15 protein-coding genes and 1 pseudogene are annotated in these 21,681 nt (G+C 63.6%); 13 read left to right on the top strand and 3 right to left on the bottom strand.

The features are described 5' to 3' along the window. Nucleotides 1-227: 227 nt before the first annotated feature. From ahcY to ACSMXN_RS17490, 10 genes are all read left to right on the top strand, one after another. On the top strand, nt 228-1,736 hold the full coding sequence (ahcY, locus tag ACSMXN_RS17535) for an adenosylhomocysteinase (protein ID WP_027139388.1): 1,509 nt from the start codon (nt 228-230) through the stop codon (nt 1,734-1,736). Between the two features lie 178 nt (nt 1,737-1,914). After that, nucleotides 1,915-2,604 (top strand): MtrAB system response regulator MtrA, encoded by a 690-nt coding sequence (gene mtrA / locus ACSMXN_RS17530; protein WP_022913102.1) that lies wholly within the window; start codon nt 1,915-1,917, stop codon nt 2,602-2,604. Next, nucleotides 2,601-4,223 (top strand): MtrAB system histidine kinase MtrB, encoded by a 1,623-nt coding sequence (mtrB, locus tag ACSMXN_RS17525; RefSeq protein WP_022913101.1) that lies wholly within the window; start codon nt 2,601-2,603, stop codon nt 4,221-4,223. The genes mtrA and mtrB overlap by 4 nt, the downstream gene beginning before the upstream one ends. Beyond that, nucleotides 4,223-6,022, top strand: coding sequence for an LpqB family beta-propeller domain-containing protein (locus ACSMXN_RS17520; protein ID WP_022913100.1), 1,800 nt, complete (start codon nt 4,223-4,225; stop codon nt 6,020-6,022). The genes mtrB and ACSMXN_RS17520 overlap by 1 nt, the downstream gene beginning before the upstream one ends. 112 nt (nt 6,023-6,134) lie before the next feature. Further along, nucleotides 6,135-6,836 carry a phosphoribosyltransferase family protein gene (locus ACSMXN_RS17515; protein WP_022913099.1) on the top strand — a complete coding sequence of 234 codons (702 nt, stop codon included), beginning with the start codon at nt 6,135-6,137 and terminating at the stop codon, nt 6,834-6,836. Between the two features lie 245 nt (nt 6,837-7,081). Then, the gene (gene hpf / locus ACSMXN_RS17510; protein ID WP_022913098.1) at nt 7,082-7,684 is read left to right on the top strand and encodes a ribosome hibernation-promoting factor, HPF/YfiA family; all 603 of its coding nucleotides are present in this window, start codon (nt 7,082-7,084) and stop codon (nt 7,682-7,684) included. 90 nt (nt 7,685-7,774) lie between these two features. Beyond that, nucleotides 7,775-8,215 carry a ribosome silencing factor gene (gene rsfS / locus ACSMXN_RS17505; protein ID WP_022913097.1) on the top strand — a complete coding sequence of 147 codons (441 nt, stop codon included), beginning with the start codon at nt 7,775-7,777 and terminating at the stop codon, nt 8,213-8,215. Next, entirely contained in the window at nt 8,216-8,860 is a 645-nt protein-coding gene (locus tag ACSMXN_RS17500) for a histidine phosphatase family protein (RefSeq protein WP_022913096.1), read from the top strand. 243 nt (nt 8,861-9,103) lie between these two features. Beyond that, entirely contained in the window at nt 9,104-12,049 is a 2,946-nt protein-coding gene (gene leuS / locus ACSMXN_RS17495; protein ID WP_022913095.1) for a leucine--tRNA ligase, read from the top strand. 10 nt (nt 12,050-12,059) lie between these two features. Then, the gene (locus ACSMXN_RS17490; protein WP_022913094.1) at nt 12,060-12,914 is read left to right on the top strand and encodes a DegV family protein; all 855 of its coding nucleotides are present in this window, start codon (nt 12,060-12,062) and stop codon (nt 12,912-12,914) included. A gap of 98 nt (nt 12,915-13,012) precedes the next feature. On the opposite strand, the gene ACSMXN_RS17485 is transcribed toward ACSMXN_RS17490, so the two are convergent. Both ACSMXN_RS17485 and ACSMXN_RS17480 read right to left on the bottom strand, forming a co-directional pair. Then, nucleotides 13,013-13,699: an endonuclease/exonuclease/phosphatase family protein gene (locus tag ACSMXN_RS17485; protein ID WP_022913093.1), complete on the bottom strand. Its 687-nt coding sequence runs from the start codon at nt 13,697-13,699 to the stop codon at nt 13,013-13,015. A gap of 93 nt (nt 13,700-13,792) precedes the next feature. Further along, on the bottom strand, nt 13,793-15,526 hold the full coding sequence (locus ACSMXN_RS17480; RefSeq protein WP_155958347.1) for a hypothetical protein: 1,734 nt from the start codon (nt 15,524-15,526) through the stop codon (nt 13,793-13,795). A gap of 195 nt (nt 15,527-15,721) precedes the next feature. Here ACSMXN_RS17480 and ACSMXN_RS17475 point away from each other — a divergent pair, with 195 nt between their 5' ends. After that, nucleotides 15,722-16,531, top strand: a complete 810-nt coding sequence (locus tag ACSMXN_RS17475) for a helix-hairpin-helix domain-containing protein (RefSeq protein WP_022913091.1) — start codon at nt 15,722-15,724, stop codon at nt 16,529-16,531. 41 nt (nt 16,532-16,572) lie between these two features. Here the strand turns inward: ACSMXN_RS17475 and ACSMXN_RS17470 are convergent. After that, nucleotides 16,573-16,955, bottom strand: a pseudogene (locus ACSMXN_RS17470) (VOC family protein). 41 nt (nt 16,956-16,996) lie between these two features. On the opposite strand from ACSMXN_RS17470, the gene ACSMXN_RS17465 reads away from it, so the two are divergent. Together ACSMXN_RS17465 and ACSMXN_RS17460 are read left to right on the top strand one after the other, a co-directional pair. Continuing rightward, nucleotides 16,997-19,258 carry a ComEC/Rec2 family competence protein gene (locus ACSMXN_RS17465; RefSeq protein WP_022913089.1) on the top strand — a complete coding sequence of 754 codons (2,262 nt, stop codon included), beginning with the start codon at nt 16,997-16,999 and terminating at the stop codon, nt 19,256-19,258. Nucleotides 19,259-19,284: 26 nt separating this feature from the next. Beyond that, nucleotides 19,285-20,649 carry a recombinase family protein gene (locus ACSMXN_RS17460; protein ID WP_022913088.1) on the top strand — a complete coding sequence of 455 codons (1,365 nt, stop codon included), beginning with the start codon at nt 19,285-19,287 and terminating at the stop codon, nt 20,647-20,649. The last annotated feature ends 1,032 nt before the right edge of the window (nt 20,650-21,681 follow it).

Here is a 21,681-nt window from a genome sequence, read left to right as displayed (position 1 = left end):
CCTTCGAGCTTCGCATGCGGACCGAAATAGGACTCTCACAAGCCATCGACACCTGGTTCGGGGCCGTGCACCGAGCGCAGCCGTCGCCGGTTTCAGATCGCTACCGCCGGCTCGCGCTCGACGAGCAGGACTTTCCAACGTTCGCCGCCTACGAGAAGCCCGGCACCGCAGGACAAATCAGCGCCGGCACACCTACCCGCACCACAACCAGAGGAGAAAAAGTGAGCATCACTCTCACGCCCGATAGCGCGGGCTCGGTCAGCGACTTCAAGGTTGCCGACCTGACCCTGGCCGCATACGGCCGCAAAGAGATCGAGCTTGCCGAGGTCGAGATGCCGGGTCTGATGGCCCTGCGCAAGGAGTTTGGCGACAGCAAACCCCTGGCCGGCAAGAAGGTCGCCGGTTCGCTGCACATGACGACCCAGACCGCGGTACTGATCGAGACGCTCGCGGCCCTTGGTGCCGACGTCCGCTGGGTCAGCTGCAACATTTTCTCGACCCAGGATCACGCGGCCGCGGCAATCGTCGTGGGCCGGGACGGAACGCCGGAGAATCCACAGGGCATTCCGGTCTTCGCCTGGAAGGGCGAGACGCTGGAGGAGTACTGGTGGTGCACCGAGCAGATGCTCACCTGGCCGGACGGTACCGGCCCGGACTCGATCGTCGATGACGGCGGCGACGCGACCCTGCTGATCCACATGGGCGTCGAGTACGAAGCTGCTGGCGTCGTTCCGTCTGCTGACGTCAACGATTCCGATGAATACAAGATCATCCTGGAGACCCTGCGTCGCAGCGTTGCCGCAACTCCGAGCAAGTACACCAAGATGTCGCAGTCGATCATCGGCGTCACCGAAGAGACCACGACGGGTGTCCATCGGTTGTACGAGTTCGCCAAGGCGGGCACGTTGCTGTTCCCGGCCATCAACGTCAACGACTCGGTTACCAAGAGCAAGTTCGACAACAAGTACGGCTGCCGGCACTCCCTCATCGACGGCATCAACCGCGCCACCGACGTGATGATCGCGGGCAAGCTTGCGGTGATCTGTGGCTACGGCGACGTCGGCAAGGGCTCAGTAGAGTCGTTACGCGGCCAGGGTGCACGGGTAGTCGTCACCGAAGTCGACCCGATCTGCGCACTGCAGGCAGCGATGGAGGGCTTGGACGTCGTCCGACTCGAGGATGTGGTCGAGCGCGCCGACATCTTCGTCACCACGACCGGCAACAAAGACATCATCATGGCCGAGCACATGTCGAAGATGAAGCACAACGCGATCGTCGGCAACATCGGCCACTTCGACAACGAGATCGACATGGCCGGCCTGGCACGGATCCCCGGTATCGAAAAGGTCGAGGTCAAGCCGCAGGTCCACGAGTGGAAGTTCCCCGCCCGCGGCACCCAAGCTGCGCACTCCATCATCGTGCTGAGCGAGGGACGGCTGCTGAACCTCGGCAACGCGACCGGCCACCCCAGCTTCGTGATGAGCGCGTCGTTCTCCAACCAGACGATTGCCCAGATCGAGCTGCACACCAACAAGGACGCCTACAGCGCCAGCGAGAGCGACGGCAGTTCGACCGGCAACAACGTGTTTGTGCTGCCGAAGCACCTCGACGAGAAGGTCGCACGGCTGCACCTTGCTGCGGTCGGCGCCACGCTCACCGAGCTCACCAAGGAGCAAGCCGAGTACATCGGCGTCGACGTGACCGGACCGTACAAGCCGGAGCACTACCGCTACTAGGCACTCACTCCTTACTAGGCAGTCACTCAGAATCGTGTAACGCTCGGCAGCCAGGTGCTGCCGAGCGTTACGCTATTCAGATGACGTCGGGGGACTTGTTAGCGGTCGAGACGAGCCACGACGATCCTGATCGCTCACCCTGCAGCCCTTCGCTGCGCAAAGATGCCACGATGGAGTCATGAAGCCCCGCGTTCTGGTAGTCGATGATGACTCCTCACTCGCCGAGATGCTCGGCATCGTGCTTCGGTCCGATGGATTCGAGCCGGCATTCGTTCCGGACGGTTCGCGGGCACTGGCCGCCTTTCGGGAGGTCAAACCCGATATCGTGCTGCTCGATCTGATGCTTCCCGGCGTCAGCGGGATCGACGTGTGCCGTGCAATTCGTGCCGAGTCGGGCACTCCGATCATCATGCTTACTGCCAAGAGCGACACGGTCGACATCGTGCTCGGTCTCGAATCCGGGGCCGACGACTATGTCGTGAAGCCGTTCAAGCCGAAGGAACTCATCGCTCGGATGCGCGCTCGGCTGCGCCGGCACGAAGACACTGGCGGCGAGACGCTCATGATCGGCCCACCAGACTCGCCGGTCAGCATTGACGTCCCGGCGCACCAGGTCGTCCGCGACGGCGCCCAGATCTCGCTGACCCCCCTGGAATTCGACCTACTGGTAGCGCTGGCCCGTAAGCCTCGCCAGGTGTTCACCCGCGAGGTCCTGCTCGAGCAGGTCTGGGGCTATCGTCACGCTGCTGACACCAGGCTCGTCAACGTCCATGTCCAGCGTTTGCGGTCGAAGGTCGAACGCGATCCGGAGCGTCCGGAGGTAGTGCTGACCGTTCGCGGCGTCGGTTACAAAGCCGGACCACCATGACCGGGCGGCGCGCGCTGGAGACTGCCCGCGCCGCGCTTGCTGTTGTCGGACGCTGGATCGCTTTGCAGGCCAGGCGGTTGGGCAGAACCTGGCGTAGGTCGCTGCAGTTTCGCGTTGCCGCGACGACGATGGCCGTTACCGGTCTCATCGTCTTGTTGATCGGTCTCTTCTTGATCGATCAGATCAGTGCCGGCATCCTCAAGGCGAAGCGCGATGCGGCGGTCGCACAAGCCAGTGCGGGACTTGACCCAGCCCGTACTGCCTTCAAAGACATCACTCCTGGCGACGTGACCGGTGTTCGTGGAGCGGTTGATCTGCTGACCACGGAGCTGACCTCGATCGGCACCAACACCGTTGGCAACACCGGCAACAGCGCCGGCCTGTTCACAATCGCTGTCCGCTCACCTGACGCGACCGTCGACCAGGAGCTCGCCAGCGGACCTGCCATTCCGGCCGACCTGCGGGCAGTGGTCAAGACCAACGTGATTGCGGTGCAATACGCGCCCGTGAGTGAGGGCACCAACCGCACGGTCGCAGGGCTCATCGTGGGACTGCCGGTTACCACGAAGGCTGGTCGCTTCGAGCTCTATTACCGATTTCCGTTGACCGCTGAACAGGACACCATCGATCTCGTCCAGCGCACCGCTCTGGTTGCCGGCATCTTGCTCGTCCTCCTAGTCGCGATCATCGCGGTCATCGTGACCAGGCAGGTGGTTCGACCCGTTCGAGTCGCGGCGCAAACCGCGGAGCGACTTGCCGCCGGTGACCTCTCGCAGCGACTGAAGGTGTCCGGCGAGGACGATATCGCCTTGTTGGCCATGTCTTTCAACGACATGGCCACCAGCCTGCAACATCAGATCCAGCGGCTGGAGCAACTTTCGCGCCTCCAGCAACGGTTCACCTCTGATGTTTCCCATGAACTACGAACTCCGTTGACCACCGTCCGAATGGCCGCCGAACTGCTGCACGGCAGCCGGGGCACGTTCTCTCCCGAGCTTGCGAGGTCTGCCGAGTTGCTGACCGGCGAGCTCGACCGGTTCGAGAATCTGTTGGGTGACCTGCTGGAAATCTCTCGTTACGACGCAGGTGCTGCCCACTTGGAGGCCGAGCGGATCGACTTCGGAGGGATCGTCGAGCGCGCGGTTGCGGCCAGCGAATCTCTGGCCCAGCGTCACGCGACCGAGTTGCGGCTCGACCTTGGTTCGGGTGTTGCGATGATGGTGCAGGTCGATGCTCGCCGGGTCGAGCGCATCCTGCGCAATCTCATCGCCAATGCCCTCGATCACGCCGAGGGAAAGCCCGTCGAGATCAGGGTCGCCGCAGACGAGCACTCGGTGGCCGCGACCGTGCGCGATCACGGGATCGGCCTTCGCCCGGGCGAAGCTGGTCTGGTTTTCAACCGATTCTGGCGCGGCGATCCGTCCCGTAGCCGCCTCACCGGAGGCACCGGCCTCGGATTGGCTATCAGTCTTGAAGATGCGCGCTTGCACGGCGGCTGGTTGCAGGCATGGGGGGAGCGCGGCCACGGCGCGAACTTCCGGCTGACCCTGCCCCGCGAGATCGGGGGAGCGTTCGACAGCTCGCCTTTGCCTCTCGTCCCATCGGAGGTGGACGCCTGATGGCACATGACGGACTCAGCCAACTTCGCAGCCGGAAGGTCGGTCGACCCGCCGGTGCGGGGCAACCTCGCCGGAATCTGGTTGCCCTTGTGGTGCTGGCCGTTTTCCTGCTGGTGGGCTGCTCCGGCGTTCCGCAGTCGTCCCGACCGGAGGTCGTGCGAACACTTGGTGGCAACGCCACCCCGACTGCGCCCGAAGTGGCGCCGACTCCTGGCGCCGGTCCACGCGATATCGTGCTCGGCTTTCTCAACGCGACTGCTAATTCCTCCGACGCCAATCACTCAGGCGCACGGCAGTTCTTGACCACTCAGGCGGGCAGCAAGTGGCAAGACACGTCCGTGACCATCGTCGCGGACTTTCAGGCGCAGGCTCAGAACGTGAACGCACCCGACTCCTCGAGCGTCGTTGTGAACTATCAACAGGTCGGCTCGCTTGACGCTGCCGGGGTATACGCGCCGACCTTGACCGGCAGCGGCACCGCGTTGAACAGCACCGAGACCTTCACTCTTGCCAAGGTCAACGGACAGTGGCGGATCAGTGAACCGCCGAATGGCGTGATCATCACGAGGACGACGTTTGACGCCAAGTACAACGCTCAAAAGATCTATTTCTTCAATGCTGCGCAGACGAAGTTGGTTCCTGATGTCCGGTATTCGGCCCTGACCGACCAGAGCGCGCTGGCCAAGTGGGTCTTGATTCAGCTGGTCGCTGGTCCGCAACCGCAACTGAGCCAGGCAGTTAAGAGCGCGATGCCTGATCAGGTCGATGGCCGCCCACCATCAATCTCCTTGAAGGACACGGTCGACATCGAATTGCCCGGCTCAGCACAATTGAACGACAAAAGCCAGACGTTGTTGGCCACGCAGCTTGCGAACACCTTCAGTGAGTTCAACTTCAGCTCCACCTTCAGACTGTTGGATTCGGGCAATCCCGTGGATGTGCCGTTCGTTGGAACTGTGTTCTCGCCCTCGAACTTCTCCATCGGGGTCGCTTCGCCCACGCATAGCGCGCAGAGTTTCTACCTTTTCGACGGTGGCTTGATTGACGGTACGACGAACAAGCCGTTGCCAGGGCCAGTTGGGAACGGGGCCTACGATCTGACCTCAGTGGCAGTGCGCCGCGCCGAGAACGGCTCGCTGCAGATCGCCGGACGCGGGTCGGCGGGCTTGCTCATCGGAACTTCCGCCGCGCTTGCGCCTGTACGCCTGCCGCCTGGCGCAATCGGTAGGCCCGAGTGGCAGCCGGGCACCACCAACGTCTGGGTCGGTGTTGGTGACTCGATCTATCGAGTCGGGGCGAATCAAAAGTTCACTGAGTTCCCGCTGCCGGCGCCCTTGAGCGGCGTACCGGGCGGCAAGATAGACGTCATCCGTTTCAGCCCGGACGGGGTCCGAGTCGCGGTGATCGCCCGGGGCGGGGGTGGCCACCAGTCGCTGTGGATCGGATCGTTGAGCCAGACTACGACTACGTCGGGACTCGATAACTTTCAGCAGATCACGCCGAACGATATGAGTGTCGATGACGTGGCTTGGACGACTGCGACCAGCCTTGCAATGATCGCGTCTACCCCCGGGGATGCGGCTCAGGCATGGGAAATCCAGTCCGACGGCTACGCACGCGAGACGATGTCGACCGGCGGTGACCTCCCACGTGGTCTGCTGGCTGTGGCTGCGGCGCCCGACGCGCCTGGTCAACCGGTCGCTGTCTCCTCCGATGACCCCGCAGCGGTGTGGATTCAGGCTGGTCAGCAATGGACACCGCTGGCGAGCAGGGGGAGCCAGCCGACATTCGCCCAGTAGGGCGTTCGCCCAGTAGGGCGTTCGGCAAGTCGCCCCCTCCACCACCGCCGGCGTTGTCCACAAGCTGTCTCGATCGCCGCCGGACCGGCTCGCTGACGATCACGCTTGCTCTATGCGGACAGTGATGAACGCCGCCGGACGACTCCTGGCTGATGTGCTGGACTTGGCACTGCCGCTCACCTGTGTCGGCTGTGCTCAGCCCGGCGAGGCTTGGTGTCGACGTTGCCTGCCAGTCGCGCAATGCTCGATCACCGAACATGGTGAGTTGACTGTCTCCGCTGCGCAGGAGTACCAGGGCATCACCCGGACGGCGCTGTTGGCCTACAAGGAGCGCGGTCATCGCCAGCTCGCCCCCGCGCTTGCCGACCTGCTCGCGGCGGCGGTCGCGGCGAGCCTGAAGCGCCAGTTTGGACGGGCTGCGGCCGACATCCGGCCCTTACTTGTGCCAGTTCCTTCGACCCGGGCCGCTGCTCGGGTCCGGGGCGGTGACCATCTGCTGCGCCTGACGATTCGAGCCGCGCGACAAACTGCAGCTGAGGTCGCTCGGCCGCTCTGTGTCGGTGCAGCGGTCGCAGATTCCGCTGGGCTGTCGGAGAAGCAGCGGGTAGCCAACCTGACCGGGCAGCTGACCGCCCGACCACCGGCAGATCCTCGATGGGCGGGACGGCCAGCCCTGCTCGTCGATGACATAGTCACGACCGGCGCGACGCTGAACGAGGCCAGCAGGGCGCTGGGTGATGCGGGCTGGCAGGTGATCGGCGCGGCCGTCATCGCGGCTACGCGGCGACGATTCCCGGCTACGCGCCGAACATGAGCGAACACGAGCAGTGAAAGGGGCGCACCGGCTGGGCTGGTCCGATTCTTTCCGGAATCGCTGTGCAGATCCGGCTTCGACGGACTACCGTTGCGATGACCAAGCAGAGATAGGAGCCAGCGCGAGACAACCGCGGCTGGCGGACCGCTCGACTGTGGTCCGCGTTTCGACGTTATCTCCAGCGCGCGGTTTGCCCGGATTCGTCCGGCCAAACGGCAGGCTTCTAACGAGCACCTGGAGGTTGCGTGGACATTGTCGTGAGGGGCCGAAACGTCGAGGTTCCCGATCACTACCGTCAGCACGTCGCTGAGAAATTATCGCGCATCGAGCGGTACGACAACCGGATAATCCGCGTTGACGTCGAGTTGCTACACGAAAAAAATCCCCGACAATCCGAGATCTGCCAGCGGGTCGAGATAACCTGCCGCGTGCGTGGCCCGGTGGTTCGCGCGGAGGCATGTGCCTCCGATTTCTACAAGGCGCTGGACATTGCGGGCGAGCGGCTGGAACGCAAATTCAGACAGGCTGCCGACCGGCGGCGCGTCCATTACGGCCGGCACTCGCCGACCTCAGTGGCAGCAGCAACCGGTGCACTGCTTGGCTCGGCGACCACCTCAATCGCGGTTGCTGAGGACGAGGACGAGGACGGTGGCCAATTCGACGGCCCCGGCCAGGTCGTCCGCGAGAAGGAGCATCCGGCCAAACCGATGACGATCGACCAGGCCCTCTTCGAGATGGAGTTGGTCGGCCACGATTTCTATCTCTTCGCAGATGCCGATAGCGGCCGGGCGAGTGTCGTCTACCGCCGTAAAGGCTATGACTACGGCGTGATCCGACTGGTCGAGTAGTGCCGCCACGTCCGCGCGGGGGCCGGTCTCGCACGACCGGCCGCCCGCCAAAGCGGGTGAACGCGGCTACGGCAGGTAGCCTGAGCGATCGTGACCGCAACTGACACCGCAGCCGAGCTTGCCCGGATCGCCGGGCATGCCGCCTCGGACAAACTCGCGACTGACATCGTGCTCATCGACGTCAGTGACAAGCTGGCGATCACTGATGTCTTTGTCATCGCGACCGGCAGCAACGAGCGCCAGGTTGAGGCCATTGTCGATGAGGTCGAAGAGCAGCTCAGGCGTGCGGGTGCGAAGCCACTTCGCCGCGAAGGCAAGCGAGATGGGCGCTGGGTTCTGCTGGACTACGCCGAGATAGTCGTGCACGTTCAGCACGCTGAGGAACGCGTGTTCTACTCGCTCGAGCGGCTCTGGAAGGACTGCCCGTTGCTCGATTTCGACGCCGATGCGCCCGTGCGGCCGGCCACGGCGATCACGTCGACAACGCCCCTGGGGTCAGATGCTGACGCTCAGGATCCAGGGACGAACTGAGTGCGGCGCCGCATCGTCCTCCTGCGTCATGGGCGGACAGCCTGGAATGCCCAACGCCGCTACCAGGGTCAGGCCGATCCGCCCCTGGACGAGGTAGGCCAGGCGCAGGCCATTCACGTGGCGGGGCTGATCGCCGCGATGCAACCAGACATCTTGGTGTCCTCGGATTTGCAGCGCGCCCGGCACACCGCTGCCAAGGTGGCGTCTCTGGCTGGACTCGACTTCAAGGTTGACGAGCGCCTTCGTGAGCGCAATCTTGGCCACTGGGAGGGCCTCACGCGGGACGAGGTCGAGGCGCGCTACCCGGAAGAATTCGCCGATTGGCTCGCCGGCCGGGATGTGACGCGGCGCGGCGGGGAGAGCAGGCAGCAGGTCGCCGAGCGTGCGATGTCCTTGGTGGAGGAGCTTCCGGATGTCGAACTGGCGGTTCTCGTCAGCCACGGCGCGACGGCGATGTGCCTGTCCGCGGCCTTGCTCGGGCTGCCGCAGACGCCCTCGATTCTCGGCCCGTTGGCGAACTGCCACTGGACCGAACTGCGTGACGAGGGCTCTGGATGGATCCTACGAGCGCACAATGCCGGCCCGCCCGGCCCGGTCATCCCCATGCTGTTGCCCGAGAGCGAAGCACCCGATGCCGATGCCTGATCGTTGCCTCGGCAGGTAGTATCGAGGCGTGAACACCGCATCTGACTCGGGCTCATCCGGGCCATCGAGCCGTTCGAGCTTGCTCCTTATCGAGCCGCGCTAGTCCGATTCCGGACGGGCGCGGCTGAGCCTCTGCGATCACGCAGGGGCTCTTCGCATGTCAGATGCACGTTTACGCATTCGGTGGCCTACTAGGCCGAGGAACCGATTTGCGCGAGACCGACCGAAGGGAATCGCTCCGAGATGAGTGCCAACACCGATCACAGCGCCTCCACCGTGACTGATTCGGTGCCCGAAACGGGCTCGGTCGCCCAGCCGAGCGACACCCCGCCGTTCCGGTACACCGCCACGATGGCGACGGAACTGGAAGGTCGGTGGCAGGAGTTGTGGGCCACTCAGGGAACGTTCAACACTCCGAACCCAACCGGCGAGCTCAGTGAGGGTTTCGATGCCGTTGCCGACAAGCCGCACACCTACGTCCTCGACATGTTTCCGTACCCGTCCGGCGCGGGACTGCACGTCGGGCATCCGCTGGGGTACATCGGCACCGACGTTTACGCCCGCTATTTGCGGATGCGAGGTGAGAACGTGCTGCACACGATGGGTTTTGATGCCTTCGGCCTACCCGCGGAGCAGTACGCGATTCAGACCGGGCAACATCCGGCAACGACGACCAACAACAACATCGAGATCTTCAAACAGCAGTTGCGCGCACTCGGCCTCGGTCACGATCAACGTCGCGTCGTCTCGACGAGCGATCCCGACTTCTATCGTTGGACACAGTGGATTTTCCTGCAACTGTTCAATTCCTTCTACGACCAGTCGGTCGATAACGGCGTGGGTAGGGCCAGGCCGATCGAGGACCTGATCGTCGAGCTCGACGCCGGCGATCGATCACCTGATCCCGGCACCAACGACTTCGGCGTCGGATGGTCGGAATTGGACGCAGCCCAGCGCCGGACGGTTATCGATCGGCATCGACTGGCCTACGTCTCGGAGCTGCCGGTCAACTGGTGCCCCGGCCTTGGCACGGTGTTGGCGAACGAAGAGGTCACCGCCGATGGTCGTTCCGAACGGGGTAACTTCCCGGTCTTCCGGCGACCGCTGGCGCAGTGGATGCTGCGGATCACGTCTTACGCGGACAGACTGCTCGACGATCTCGAGTACATCGACTGGCCCGAAAAAGTCCGCACCATGCAGAAGAACTGGATCGGTCGATCGACGGGGGCGCACGTCGATTTCGCTTCATCAGCAGGGGCTATCCAGGTCTTCACGACCCGTCCTGACACCTTGTTCGGCGCGACCTACGTAGTGCTTTCGCCGGAGCACCCGCTGGTTGACGCACTCACAACGTCGCAGTGGCCGGCCGCAACCAAGCCGGTGTGGACGGGCGGTTTCGCCACGCCCGTCGAAGCCGTGTCTGCATACAAGGCGCAAGCCGCGAGCAAGACCGAATTGGATCGTCAGGGAGATCGGGAGAAGACCGGCGTCTTCACCGGCTCCTTTGCCATCAACCCTGTCAACGGTACCGAGCTGCCGGTCTTCATTGCCGACTATGTGCTGACCGGGTACGGCACCGGCGCGATTATGGCGGTTCCGGCACAGGACGAGCGGGATTACGAGTTTGCGGAGGCCTTCGACCTTCCGATCGTGCGAACGGTCCAGCCGCCCGAGGGTTTCGAAGGCGCCGGCGGAAAGGCCTTTACCGGAGATGGCTCAGCTATCAATTCGGCCAACGACGAGGTCAATCTGAACGGCCTCGACGTGAGCGAAGCGAAGGCTGCCATCATCGAGTACCTGCAAGCGCAGGGCACCGGGGTCGGCGCGACGACGTACCGCCTCCGGGACTGGCTGTTCAGCCGGCAGCGCTATTGGGGCGAGCCTTTCCCGATCGTCTGGGATGAGAACGAGCAGCCGGTTGCCTTGCCAGACGACATGTTGCCGCTGTTGTTGCCCGAAACACACGACTTCTCACCCAAGTCCTTTCCGCCGGATGACGCGGACTCGATCCCGGAGCCGCCGCTCGGGCGACTGACCGACTGGGTGAACGTGGAACTCGATCTGGGTGACGGACTCAAGACCTATCGCCGCGAAACCAACACGATGCCCAACTGGGCCGGTTCTTGTTGGTATGAGCTGCGATATCTCGATCCGCACAACACCGACGCGATGGTTGCGCCGGAGGTCGAGCGGTACTGGATGGGCCCGGACGCAAATCGCCCACTAGGCGGCGTCGATCTCTACGTCGGCGGGGTCGAGCACGCGGTACTGCACCTGCTTTATGCGCGGTTCTGGCACAAGGTTCTTTTCGACCTCGGCCACGTGACCAGCTCAGAACCCTTTCACCGCTTGGTGAATCAGGGCATGTTGCAGCTGCCGGCCTACGCCAACGCCGACGGATTCTGGGTCGACGCCGAGTCGGTGACCGAGGTGATCGAGGACGGCACAGCGCGTTTCTACTTCGAGGGTGAACCGGTTACCCAAGAATTCGGCAAGATCGGCAAGAGTCGCAAGAACGTTGTCACGCCTGATCAATTCGTCGCAGATTTCGGTACCGACACCTTCAGGCTGTTCGAGATGTTCTCGGGCCCGTTGGAACAGTCGCGTCCGTGGGACAGCAAAGCGATCGTCGGCCCGTACCGGCTCTTGCAACGGATTTGGCGGATCGTTCTGGACGAAAGCACCGGCATAGTGCACGTCGCCGATGTTGACGTACCCGCGGACTTGAATCGTCTGCTGCACAAGGCAATCCACGCGGTACGAGACGGCTACGAAACCTTGCGGTTCAACACCTCGATCGCCCGCATAACGGAACTCAACAACGCCGTTACGCAGGCCTACCCGAACGGTGGCACGCCGCGAGTGGTGGCCGAGGCACTGGTGCTGATGCTCGCACCGCTGGCCCCGCATGTCGCCGAAGAGCTGTGGTCGAAGCTGGGTCACCCTGAGTCTCTGGCCTGGAATGATTTCCCCGTCGCTGACCCGGCGTTACTGATTGACGACACGATCGAGGTGCCGGTGCAGGTCAATGGCAAGGTCCGCGCGGTGGTTCAGTTGCCGGCTGATGCCGACGTTTCGGTGATGGAAGCGGCCGCGCGGGCAGACGAAAAGGTCCTTGCCGCGCTGGACGGCCGTCCGACCAAGCGGGTCGTTGCCGTTCCAGGCCGGCTGATCAACTTCGTCGTCTAGCGTTCAAGCCATGCCGAGCACGCAGCGCGTTGTAGTAGTGACTGACTCGACGTCGTACCTGCCTGACGGAATTGCCGAGGCTCTGGACGTGCGCGTCGTCGGGTTGCAGATCGACCTTGGCACCCGTTCAGGGCGTGAAGGCGTGGATGTATCACCCGCCGACGTCACAGAAGCGCTTCGCGCACACAAATCGGTCATGACGTCCAGGCCGGCGCCTGCGGAATTCGTGAAGGTCTTCGCGGCGGCATTCGAGGCGGGCGCGACTGCGGTGGTTGCGGTCCACCTGTCGGCGCAATTGTCAGGCACCTGCGATTCCGCTCGGCTGGCGGCCGCCGAGTTCGACAAGGGCCTGGTCACCGTCGTCGATTCGCGAGCCACCGCGATGGCGCTCGGCTTTGCCGTTATCGCAGCGGCGGAAAAGGCTGCGGCCGGCGGGTCAGCGGCCGAGGTTGCCCAGGCCGCTACGAGCTGCATCGACGATAGTTCGGCGCTGTTCTATGTGGATTCTCTCGAGTGGTTGCATCGCGGTGGCCGGATCGGCACCGCGGCGGCGATGCTGGGTACGGCGCTCGCGATGAAGCCACTGTTGCATTTGGTCGACGGCCGAATCCTGCCGATGGAGAAGGTCCGAACCTCGTCGAAGGCCATCGCGAGGCTGGTGGCGATCGCTGTGAATGCAGCGGGTAGCCGCGAGGTCGACCTTGCCGTTCAGCACCTTGCAGCGCCGGATCGCGCCTCAGAGGTCGCTGGCCAGCTCAAGGAACAGGTGCCGCACATTCGACACTTTCACGAGTCCGAGGTCGGTGCCGTGGTGGGCGCACATGTAGGCCCCGGTCTCCTAGGGGTAGTAGTCCGGCGGCTTTAGCTCCGTCGGCAGTGTGATAGTCCGGCGGCTTTAGCTCCGTCGGCAGTGTGATAGTCCTGCGGCTTTAGCTCCGTCGGCAGTGTGATAGTCCTGCGGCTTTAAAGTTCGATTTCAACCAGTACCGGACGATGGTCGCTGGCGATTTGCACGTCGGCGGTGTTGATGACAGAAGTTTGAAGCACCTTGAGCCGCGGATCGACGAAGACTGCATCGATGCGCCGTCGAGGCAAGATGACGCTGGACGTGATGCCATCGCCGGTTCCTGCTGTGGCCCAGGCGTCGGCCCCTCGTTCGCCGAGTGCCTGCCACACCCGAGACCCCGGATCGTCGTTCATGTCGCCGGCGACGATCAGCGGGTAGTCGGCCACTTCGAAGCGGTCTGCGGCTCGATGTAGTTCCGCGACGTGTCGAACGCGTGGCTCCTCCGCAAGATCCAAATGTGTGCCGGCGACGGCGAAACGCCGGCCGCCGAGAGTCAACGCGGCCAACGCAGTTCCCCGTTGATGCAACTTTGGATCCCGGGTGAACAGGACATCGGTCGCACGATCGACGGTTACTTCCAGCCCGCTGAGCAACAGATTGCCGGCCGCGGTCCGGCCGCCCGTCACTACCACCAGCCCGCTGCGCCGTGCGATCTTCGCCGCCGTCGAGCGCCAGCGGAAAAACCGCGGTGCCTCCTGGATGGCGACGACGTGCGGTGAGGCGTCCTTGATGACGCGGTACACCGCCTCGGCGTCATCTCGTAGCGACCTGATGTTGTAGGACAGCAGCCGAAGGATGGTCACAGCGACATTCTGCCCATAGTTGCCTCGCTCAGCACATCCCGGTCCGCACCTCGTTGTCAGGTCAGAGCGGAGTTGGCTGGTCCAACGGGTGGATCAGCATCCGGTCTTGCTGATGGTGCTGGTCACCGACCAGCTCGAGGTGAGGACGTATCGACCTGATTGGACGAAAGTGGCTTGCAGCTCGTCGGACGTGGGCGCAGTGAGGCAGACCGGCGCAGCGAGGCCGTCCTGGCTTGTGATTCGAATGCCCTTTGCAGGCCGGAAGCGCAGCGTCAAAGTGGCGGGCCCGTCGATGTCGAAGACAACCTGCGTCTCGGTTGCTTGCACGACCTTGGCAGGAGCCGGAACCATCTGCTCAGGATTCTGCACCGAATAGAGCGTCCATTGCGGGTCCTGCCAGATCTGGGTCAGGTACGGAAGCCCGGTCTTGATCAGGGCCGCTTCGGCCTGATAGCCGGCACCCGGCGCAGTGGGCACGGCAACCCAAGCCACCGCGTTGAGGTCGAGCCATTCTCTATAGGTGATCACGTTGAGATGCGCCGGATCGTAGAAAATCGCGTTGTTGCTGGAATCGCTCTGTGTTTCCCATCCCCGGGCGAGGTAAACCGTCGGAATGAGCTCGGCCGCGGCTCGGTGGGTCGCGGTGTCCAAGACTTCGGCGCGGTGATTGTTCAAGTCGGGCAGCGTGCTTAGCTCAGCTTGCAAGCCCGTGTAATAAGTCTGCTGGGCCGCTGGCTGCGAGGCCGCATTGATGTCCCTCGCGACGAGGTAGCCGCTGTATACGAACGCTGGCAGCAACATGAGTGCAATCAACCGACGCGGGTTGCGTGCCACCGCCCAGATTATCGGTGGCAGCAGCAAGAAGCAGAATCGACTGATGTTGGAACCGACACCTGACGGTATGACGAATGAACCGACGCAGGCTGCCGCGGCTGCCCACAAACCCACCTTTACGTAGCTAGGTAGGTCAAGCAGTAAGGCGGCGGCAATGATCCCGATGGACCAGGCCAGCGTGGTCCAGGCGAACGGCATCGGCGCGGGCGCCCCGAACAGCACTGTGGGAAGGATCAGGCCGACGACACTGGGAATTCCAAAGCGGATCGCGCTCGGTCGCCAACCCGGGCGGGTGATCGCGGGGCCGAGCAGCGCTAGCAGGATGAACGCTGGAGCCAGCGGTGAAAATAGCGTCGCGAGGCCGTTGACGATGCCGCCCAGTAACGGTTGACCCCGCAGCAAAAGGAGTAGACCGAGTAGCGACACGGCTATGCCGACCGAGAACGGAACACGGCCTGACCACAGATTGCAGAGCGCCGAGGCAACGACGAGGTACGCCGCGGACCGAGGTCGACGCGTGCCTTCGAGCAGCGGGCGCGCCATCAGGGCGATTGCCAGCACTGACAGGCCGGCGAGCGCTGCCGCTCCGAGGACTGATGCGAGCGCTGGTGTCAGGATCGAGTACTGGCCAGGAGTCGAGCCGCCGAACCAGGAAAGCCAATAGCCGAGGCCGACGTGCCGCGCAGCTGCTGCGGCACGCGCATCAGCGGCCTGTAGATCGGCGACCGGCGGCTTGATCAGAACGAAGCCGACCGAGCCGATGAGAGCCAGAAGCAGGTGACCGTAATCAGCAAACCATGCCGCCCACGGACGGGAGCTTGATATCGGGGGAGGAGGGTCGAATCGCGGGCTGACCCGCTCAGCGACCTGCGTCATCCTCAACCTCGTTCGCTCTGCACCGATGAACGTGCCGGCCCGGCACGCGGGTACCTCCGCTATCGCTGAAGACAGCCGGTGAACAGCCTCGACAACAGCCACGAGCGAAGCTGGCACGGCTCAACGGTGCGCACCCGCATTACTTGGATGCGCGGAGGGCTCGTCAAAACAGATCCTACCGTGGGCGTGCGACGCAATATGGCTCCCGACCGCGGTAGTGGCGTTTGACTCGGCATATCCACAGGCGCCGGTGATGTCCACAATCGGGTTGTAGTCGGCTGCTGTGGGGGCGCCGAACCTAACGTAATTCGGGTGCAACGGGGAGCAGAAGGTAGCGGCGGTGCCACCGTGTTGCTTGCCGAAGCGCTTACCCGATTCCGGCAACGCAGCGGCCAGCACCACAGTCGGCGAACGGTGCTGGCGATGCTCGTCGTGGCGCTTGCGTCCATGTTGGGGGCTGGCGTCTGGGTCGCCTCCTCGCAACCCCGCAGAATCGCGGTTGGCACTCCGCTGGCGAACGCGAGTGAGATTTCACCGAATCCCTCACGAGGTACGTCGAAGTCGGCGGCCCAGGTTGTGCCTGGCGGTTCGCTGATGTCGCCGCTGCCGCTGCCTTCGTCCGGCTCGGCCGCCGCAGGCGCTGCTGTGGCCGTGGTCGTCGATGTCGTCGGCAGGGTGCGGCGACCGGGCGTCTACCGGCTCGCTGTCGGCGCGCGGGTTGTCGACGCCCTTGCCGCCGCGGGCGGCGCTGTCGCCGGCGTCGATCTGACGGGAGTCAACCTGGCGCGAAAATTGCTCGACGGGGAGCAGATCGCGATCGGAGTACCAGCGATTCCGGTCGCGCCCGAAACCGCTGGACAAGCCGTCGCAGGCGATGGCTCGCCGCGTTCCTCGACGCCAGGCACCAGCCCAAGCGGCGTGGCCGCCGCTGGACCGATCGACCTGAATTCGGCCAGCGTCTCCGAGCTCGACAGCCTGCCAGGCGTCGGCCCAGTTCTCGCGCAGCGAATTGTCGACTGGCGGACTCAACATGGTCGGTTCGACAGCGTCGACCAACTGCGGTCGGTTACCGGTATCGGTGACTCGAAATATGCCGACCTGAAGCCATTGGTGACGGTTTGATAATGGCTACCGCAATCGAGCGATTTCCCCAGCGCCCCTGCTCAGGCCCACCCGGTGAGACTCGAAGTGGTGACGCAGAATTCGTTGCCTTCGGGATCAGCCAAAACCGTCCACGAGTCGGGATTTTCCAAGGTGTCCGGGTCCTGGCGGACCTCAATGAGGCTCGCGCCGATGCGATCAGGCGCTCCACTTCGGCATCCACCGAGCCATCAGTACTGATGTCGAGATGAAGCCGGTTCTTGGTGACCTTCGCTTCGGGCACTTTCATGAAATAGAGCGACGTCGTGCCGCCCTTCGGATCGTTGACCTGGAATTCATCTGTGTTGCGCTCGGAAATCTCACGCGACAATGCCGCAGCCCAGAAATGTGCGAGCTGACGCGGGTCGTGGCAATCCACGACGACCGCCAACAACGACGCCGACATGGCCGCAAGACTAACAAGGTTCGCCGGCGATCGCCTAGACCATGTTCATCTTGAGAGGCCAGCCCTTCGACGGCGTCGAGCGCGTGCGTGCAGATCATTCGCCATCGGTTGATCCGCCGTCGTCTGTTTCGCCGCCGTCTCATCCGCCGTCGTCTGAGCTGCTGTCGTCTCAGCTGCCGTCGTCGAATGCAGGGCGCCCCGATCTTCGGTTGGCAGGCGGGGCGCTCGCCGGTTGGGTCGCTGTCTTATGGGGTCTATCGCGGAGCAGCCAGGCCGTCGCCATCGGCGCCGCGGTCGCATGCGCAGCGGGTTTGGTCTTCATGCGGCTCGGGCGGGGCCGTGGCAGCTTCTACACGCTTGCGTTCATCGCTTGCGCTGTGGCGACAGTCCTCGCGCCGCTCTCGGTGCGCCTGCATGACGCCCGGGATAGCCAGCTAGCCCACCTGGCCGCCAGCCGGGTGGAGGCGACAGCCGAGGTGATCGTGACCTCGGACCCACGTTCGCTAGCCGTACACGGTCCGGACGGCACGTCGCGGGTCGCAGTCGAGGCGAAGTTGACAGCGGTCGAGATCGCGGGCCATCGGACGCTGATCAGCGGAGCGGTGCTCCTGCTCGGACCGTCGGACGCTTGGCGCCAGATCGCGCCGGGCCAGCGTCTGAGGCTTGATGCCGGCTTGTCGCCTCCGCTGCCCGGGAATCTGCTCGTCGCCACACTGTCAGCACGTAGTGATCTGGAGCTTCTGGGGGCACCGCCGTGGTGGCAACGCGGCGCGTCCTCGATTCGCGCGGGTCTGCAGCGCGCGGCCCGCCCGTTGCCGGAATTGCCCCGCGGCCTGCTGCCAGGCTTGATCGACGGCGACACGAGTCAGTTGGACCCGGTCCTGGCTGCGCGATTCAAGGTGGCAGGGCTCACCCATCTCACGGCGGTCAGTGGGACGAACTGCTCGATCCTGGTGGGCGCCGTCGCCTACGTCCTGCGGCGATTTCGGGCATCTCCCAGAGCCATTGCGACGATCGGCGGTGTCGTGCTGGTTGGTTTCGTGATCGTCGCACGGCCATCGCCGAGCGTGCTCCGGGCGGCGGTGATGGCAGGCATCGCCTTGGCCGGCCTCGCAGCCGGACGCCAACGATCGGCGATGCCCATTCTCGCGGCTTCGGTGCTTCTCTTGCTTCTGTGGCAGCCGAGCCTGGCAGCCGACATCGGGTTCTCGCTATCTGTCGCCGCGACGGCGGCGCTGTTGTTGGTCGCGCCGGGCTGGGTGTCATGGCTTCAAGAACATCGGGTTCCCGCGGGATTTGCCGAACCGTTGGCGGTAGCAGCCGCAGCTCATCTGGTGACAGCGCCAATCGTGGTAGCTCTCAGCGGGACGTTCAGCCTCGTCGCGATACCGGCAAACATGCTCGCTGAACCGGTCGTGGCTGTGACCACGGTGATCGGCGTCCTCGCGGCCCTGGCAGCACCGGTCTGCCTGCCGGTAGCAATGGTGCTGGCTGAAATTGCCGGCTGGCCGTGCCGTTGGCTGGTATGGGTCGCCGAGACCTTCGGATCGATGTCGGGTGCCTCCGTGCCGTGGCCGTCCGGAGTCACTGGCGCGGCCCTTCTCATCGCCGTGAGCACCATCGTGGCAATACTTGCTCGCCGGCCGAATCTCCGGGACCTCATTGCCATCGCTGTCGTCGTCGCTTTGCTGGTGCAGTTACCGGTGCGATCACTGGTCATCACGTGGCCGCCGACCGGTTGGCTGATCGTCGCCTGTGATGTCGGGCAGGGCGATGCGCTAGTGATTTCGGCGGGACACCAAGCGGCAGTTGTCATCGACGCCGGCCCGGACCCGGTCGCGGTTGATCGATGCTTACGCGAACTGGGGGTGCATTCCGTCCCCCTATTGATACTGAGCCATTCACATCTCGATCACGTCGGAGGAATCGCCGGAGTGCTGCACGATCGCGAGGTGGGTCGTGCTGTGACCTCACCGCTCGCCGAGCCCGCCAACGGGCATCGACTCGCCAGTGACGTCCTGCGCCGTCATGGCGTCGCGCTGAGCAGTGTCAGCGACGGCGCCGAACTCGACGTTGGATCGGGAAAAGATCTGGTCCGTATGGAGGTTCTCGGGCCATCCCACATTTTCAGCGGCTCGCGTTCGGACCCGAACAATACCTCGCTGGTGATCCGGGCGGTGACCCATGGCAAAACGATCCTGCTTCCAGGTGATGCCGAGCTCGACGCCCAGGACGACCTGTTGGCCCGAGGGGTCGACGTGCGTGCAGACATTCTCAAAGTTCCCCACCACGGCAGTACCTGATCATGTCAACTACTAGTATTTCTGGGATGCCCGCCGATCGAGCCCGTGCCGCGCTGTATGCCCGCCTGTCGAAGGACGCAAACAACGACCGGGCAGGAGTGGATCGACAGCTTGACGACGCTCGCCAGTTAGCGAAGCTACGCGACCTCCGGGTCGTCGCCGAACACGTCGATAACGACCTATCGGCTGCCGGGACGAAGTCGCGACCGGGGTTCGAAGCGATGCTCAAACAAGTGATCGACGGAGAGGTCGACGTCATCGTCGCATGGGCATGGGACCGGCTCTCCAGAAATCGTAGAGATACGCTGCGACTGATCGAGGCGGGGCAGGAGGCGCGGACCACTGTCGCGCTCGTTCGAGGTTCAGATATCGACATGTCGACGGCGTCCGGTCGGCTCGTCGCTGACCTTCTGGCAGGCGTGAGCCGCGCGGAGATTGACGCGAAGTCCGAACGGCAACGCCGGGCCGGATTGCAGCGCGCTGAGGCTGGTAAGCCGCCTGCCCGACGGGCGTTCGGCTACCTGCAGAACGGCGACCCTCATCCGTCCGAGGCGGCCGTCGTCCGCGCTATCTATGCCGGTTTCCTTGCCGGGGCGACGATCATCGGAACGGCGAAACAACTTAATGCCGACGGGCACCGAACTGCGCGCGGGAACCTGTGGGACGACGGAGCCGTACGCGTTGTACTCACAAACCCTCGGTATATCTCCGAACGGTACTACCGGGGCGAGCGCGTCGGCGTCGGCGAATGGGAACCACTCGTGTCCGTCGAAACCTTCGCCGCTGTGCATTCGAAGCTGAATGACCCGGGCCGCAAGGTGCGCAGGGAGGCGCGCAAGTACCTCGGGAGCGGCTTGTTTGAATGCTGGTGCGGCTCGAAGGCGAAAACGAGCTACACCGGGACGGGTATGCGTGTCTACGTTTGCCGGGCACGAGCGCATATGCAGCGCAACGCCGAGCCGACCGAGGAAGTGGTCTATCGAGTAGTAGCCGAGCGTTTGCGCCGAGCCGACGTTCGCGACCTATTACAGGCATCTAAAGCGGTCGCGGACGTCGGCGCGTTACGTCAAGAACAGGTCGGCCTGCTGGCACGGCTTGACGGATTAGCCGATGACTATGCGACGGGGTTGCTCAATGGGCGGCAGGTGCAGGTCGCAACGCAACGAATCGAGGCTGACCTCGCTGCTGTTGAGTCGAAACTTGCGGCTGCGGGCAAAGGCTCGGCCCTCGCGGCCGTAGTCACAGCGACCGACCCGGGGGCGGCATGGCTGGCCCTGGCCCTCGACCGCCAGCGCGCCGTGCTGGCTGACCTTGTAAAGGTCGTGATTGACAAGGGTCGCGTCGGTCGGGGCGCATTCGATCCCGAAACGATCAGATTCGACTGGACCTGAAGTTTCTTCGTCGGAAGCGCGCGCCCCTTGCTTATAAGCAAGGGGCGCGAAATTCGTCGAGGGCTATATAGGCCCGCTGAATGCTTGCATCTTGCAGCGACAATGGACTTTGCCCTTGCTTATAGGCAAGGCGCCATGGTCTCAGTTGGGAATTCGTAGTAAAACCTCGTACGGACGCTCCGAACGAGCGTCTGGCGGTCAGGCCACTAAGCTACCGTCCAACGCGCGCCTGTCACGTATGCCAAGTGAGGTGTCATGTCTGAAGGTGTTTAAACGTCACGCGTTTGGCGCCTCTTGCGTTTAAACGTAAGGGGTTTCTGAGCCTTGAGGTTTAAACGCGAGGCGTTACACGTATGCAAGATCATCCAACATCATCAACGCGATATGACCCCGGAATATATTGGGTTCTCGGAATTTGTCCCTTACAGAAGCGTAAGATTTCCGACGTTTTGTTTGCTACTGTCGCCTTTCTCTAGTAAACATATGCCGGGACGTCGAATGGCGCGAGCTGTCGTCTCAACGAATTCGTCACTAAACCGAACTAGTCTAAGAAATGAGGGCGGGCGGCTGGACATACGAGTACCGATCTAAGCGGCAACCCGAAGTCTCGGCCGCGTCATTGAGCGCAACGCTAGCGACCGCTGAGACGACAGGACCCACAACTCCGTGCAGAGCCACGCCATGCGCATAGAGCATGCCGCAGTGCGCTCAAACCGGCTGTTGCGAGGAAGTCACAGGAACTTGAACGTGCACGAAATGTAAGTCCTGCGCGACTGTAGGCGGCGAACAAACCCGTATCAGATACCCCGCCCGGAGGGCGAGGCACACGACAAAGAGTCTCCAATGAGGCCTGCGGTCGTGCCCGTTAGAGGGAAACCACATGTCCAACGACAACCTAATGTTCGGCTGTGCCGACCATGCCGAACGTCGACGGCCGGTGCAGAGCATCACGCCCGGCCCACGAAGGCGTTTAAACGCGGTGCATTCTCGGGAAGCGGAATTGACGGCGTATATCGAAAGAGCGGTCGCAGA

Source organism: Parajatrophihabitans canadensis (genome assembly GCF_053764775.1).
This window is presented reverse-complemented; position numbering and strand designations above follow the sequence as displayed.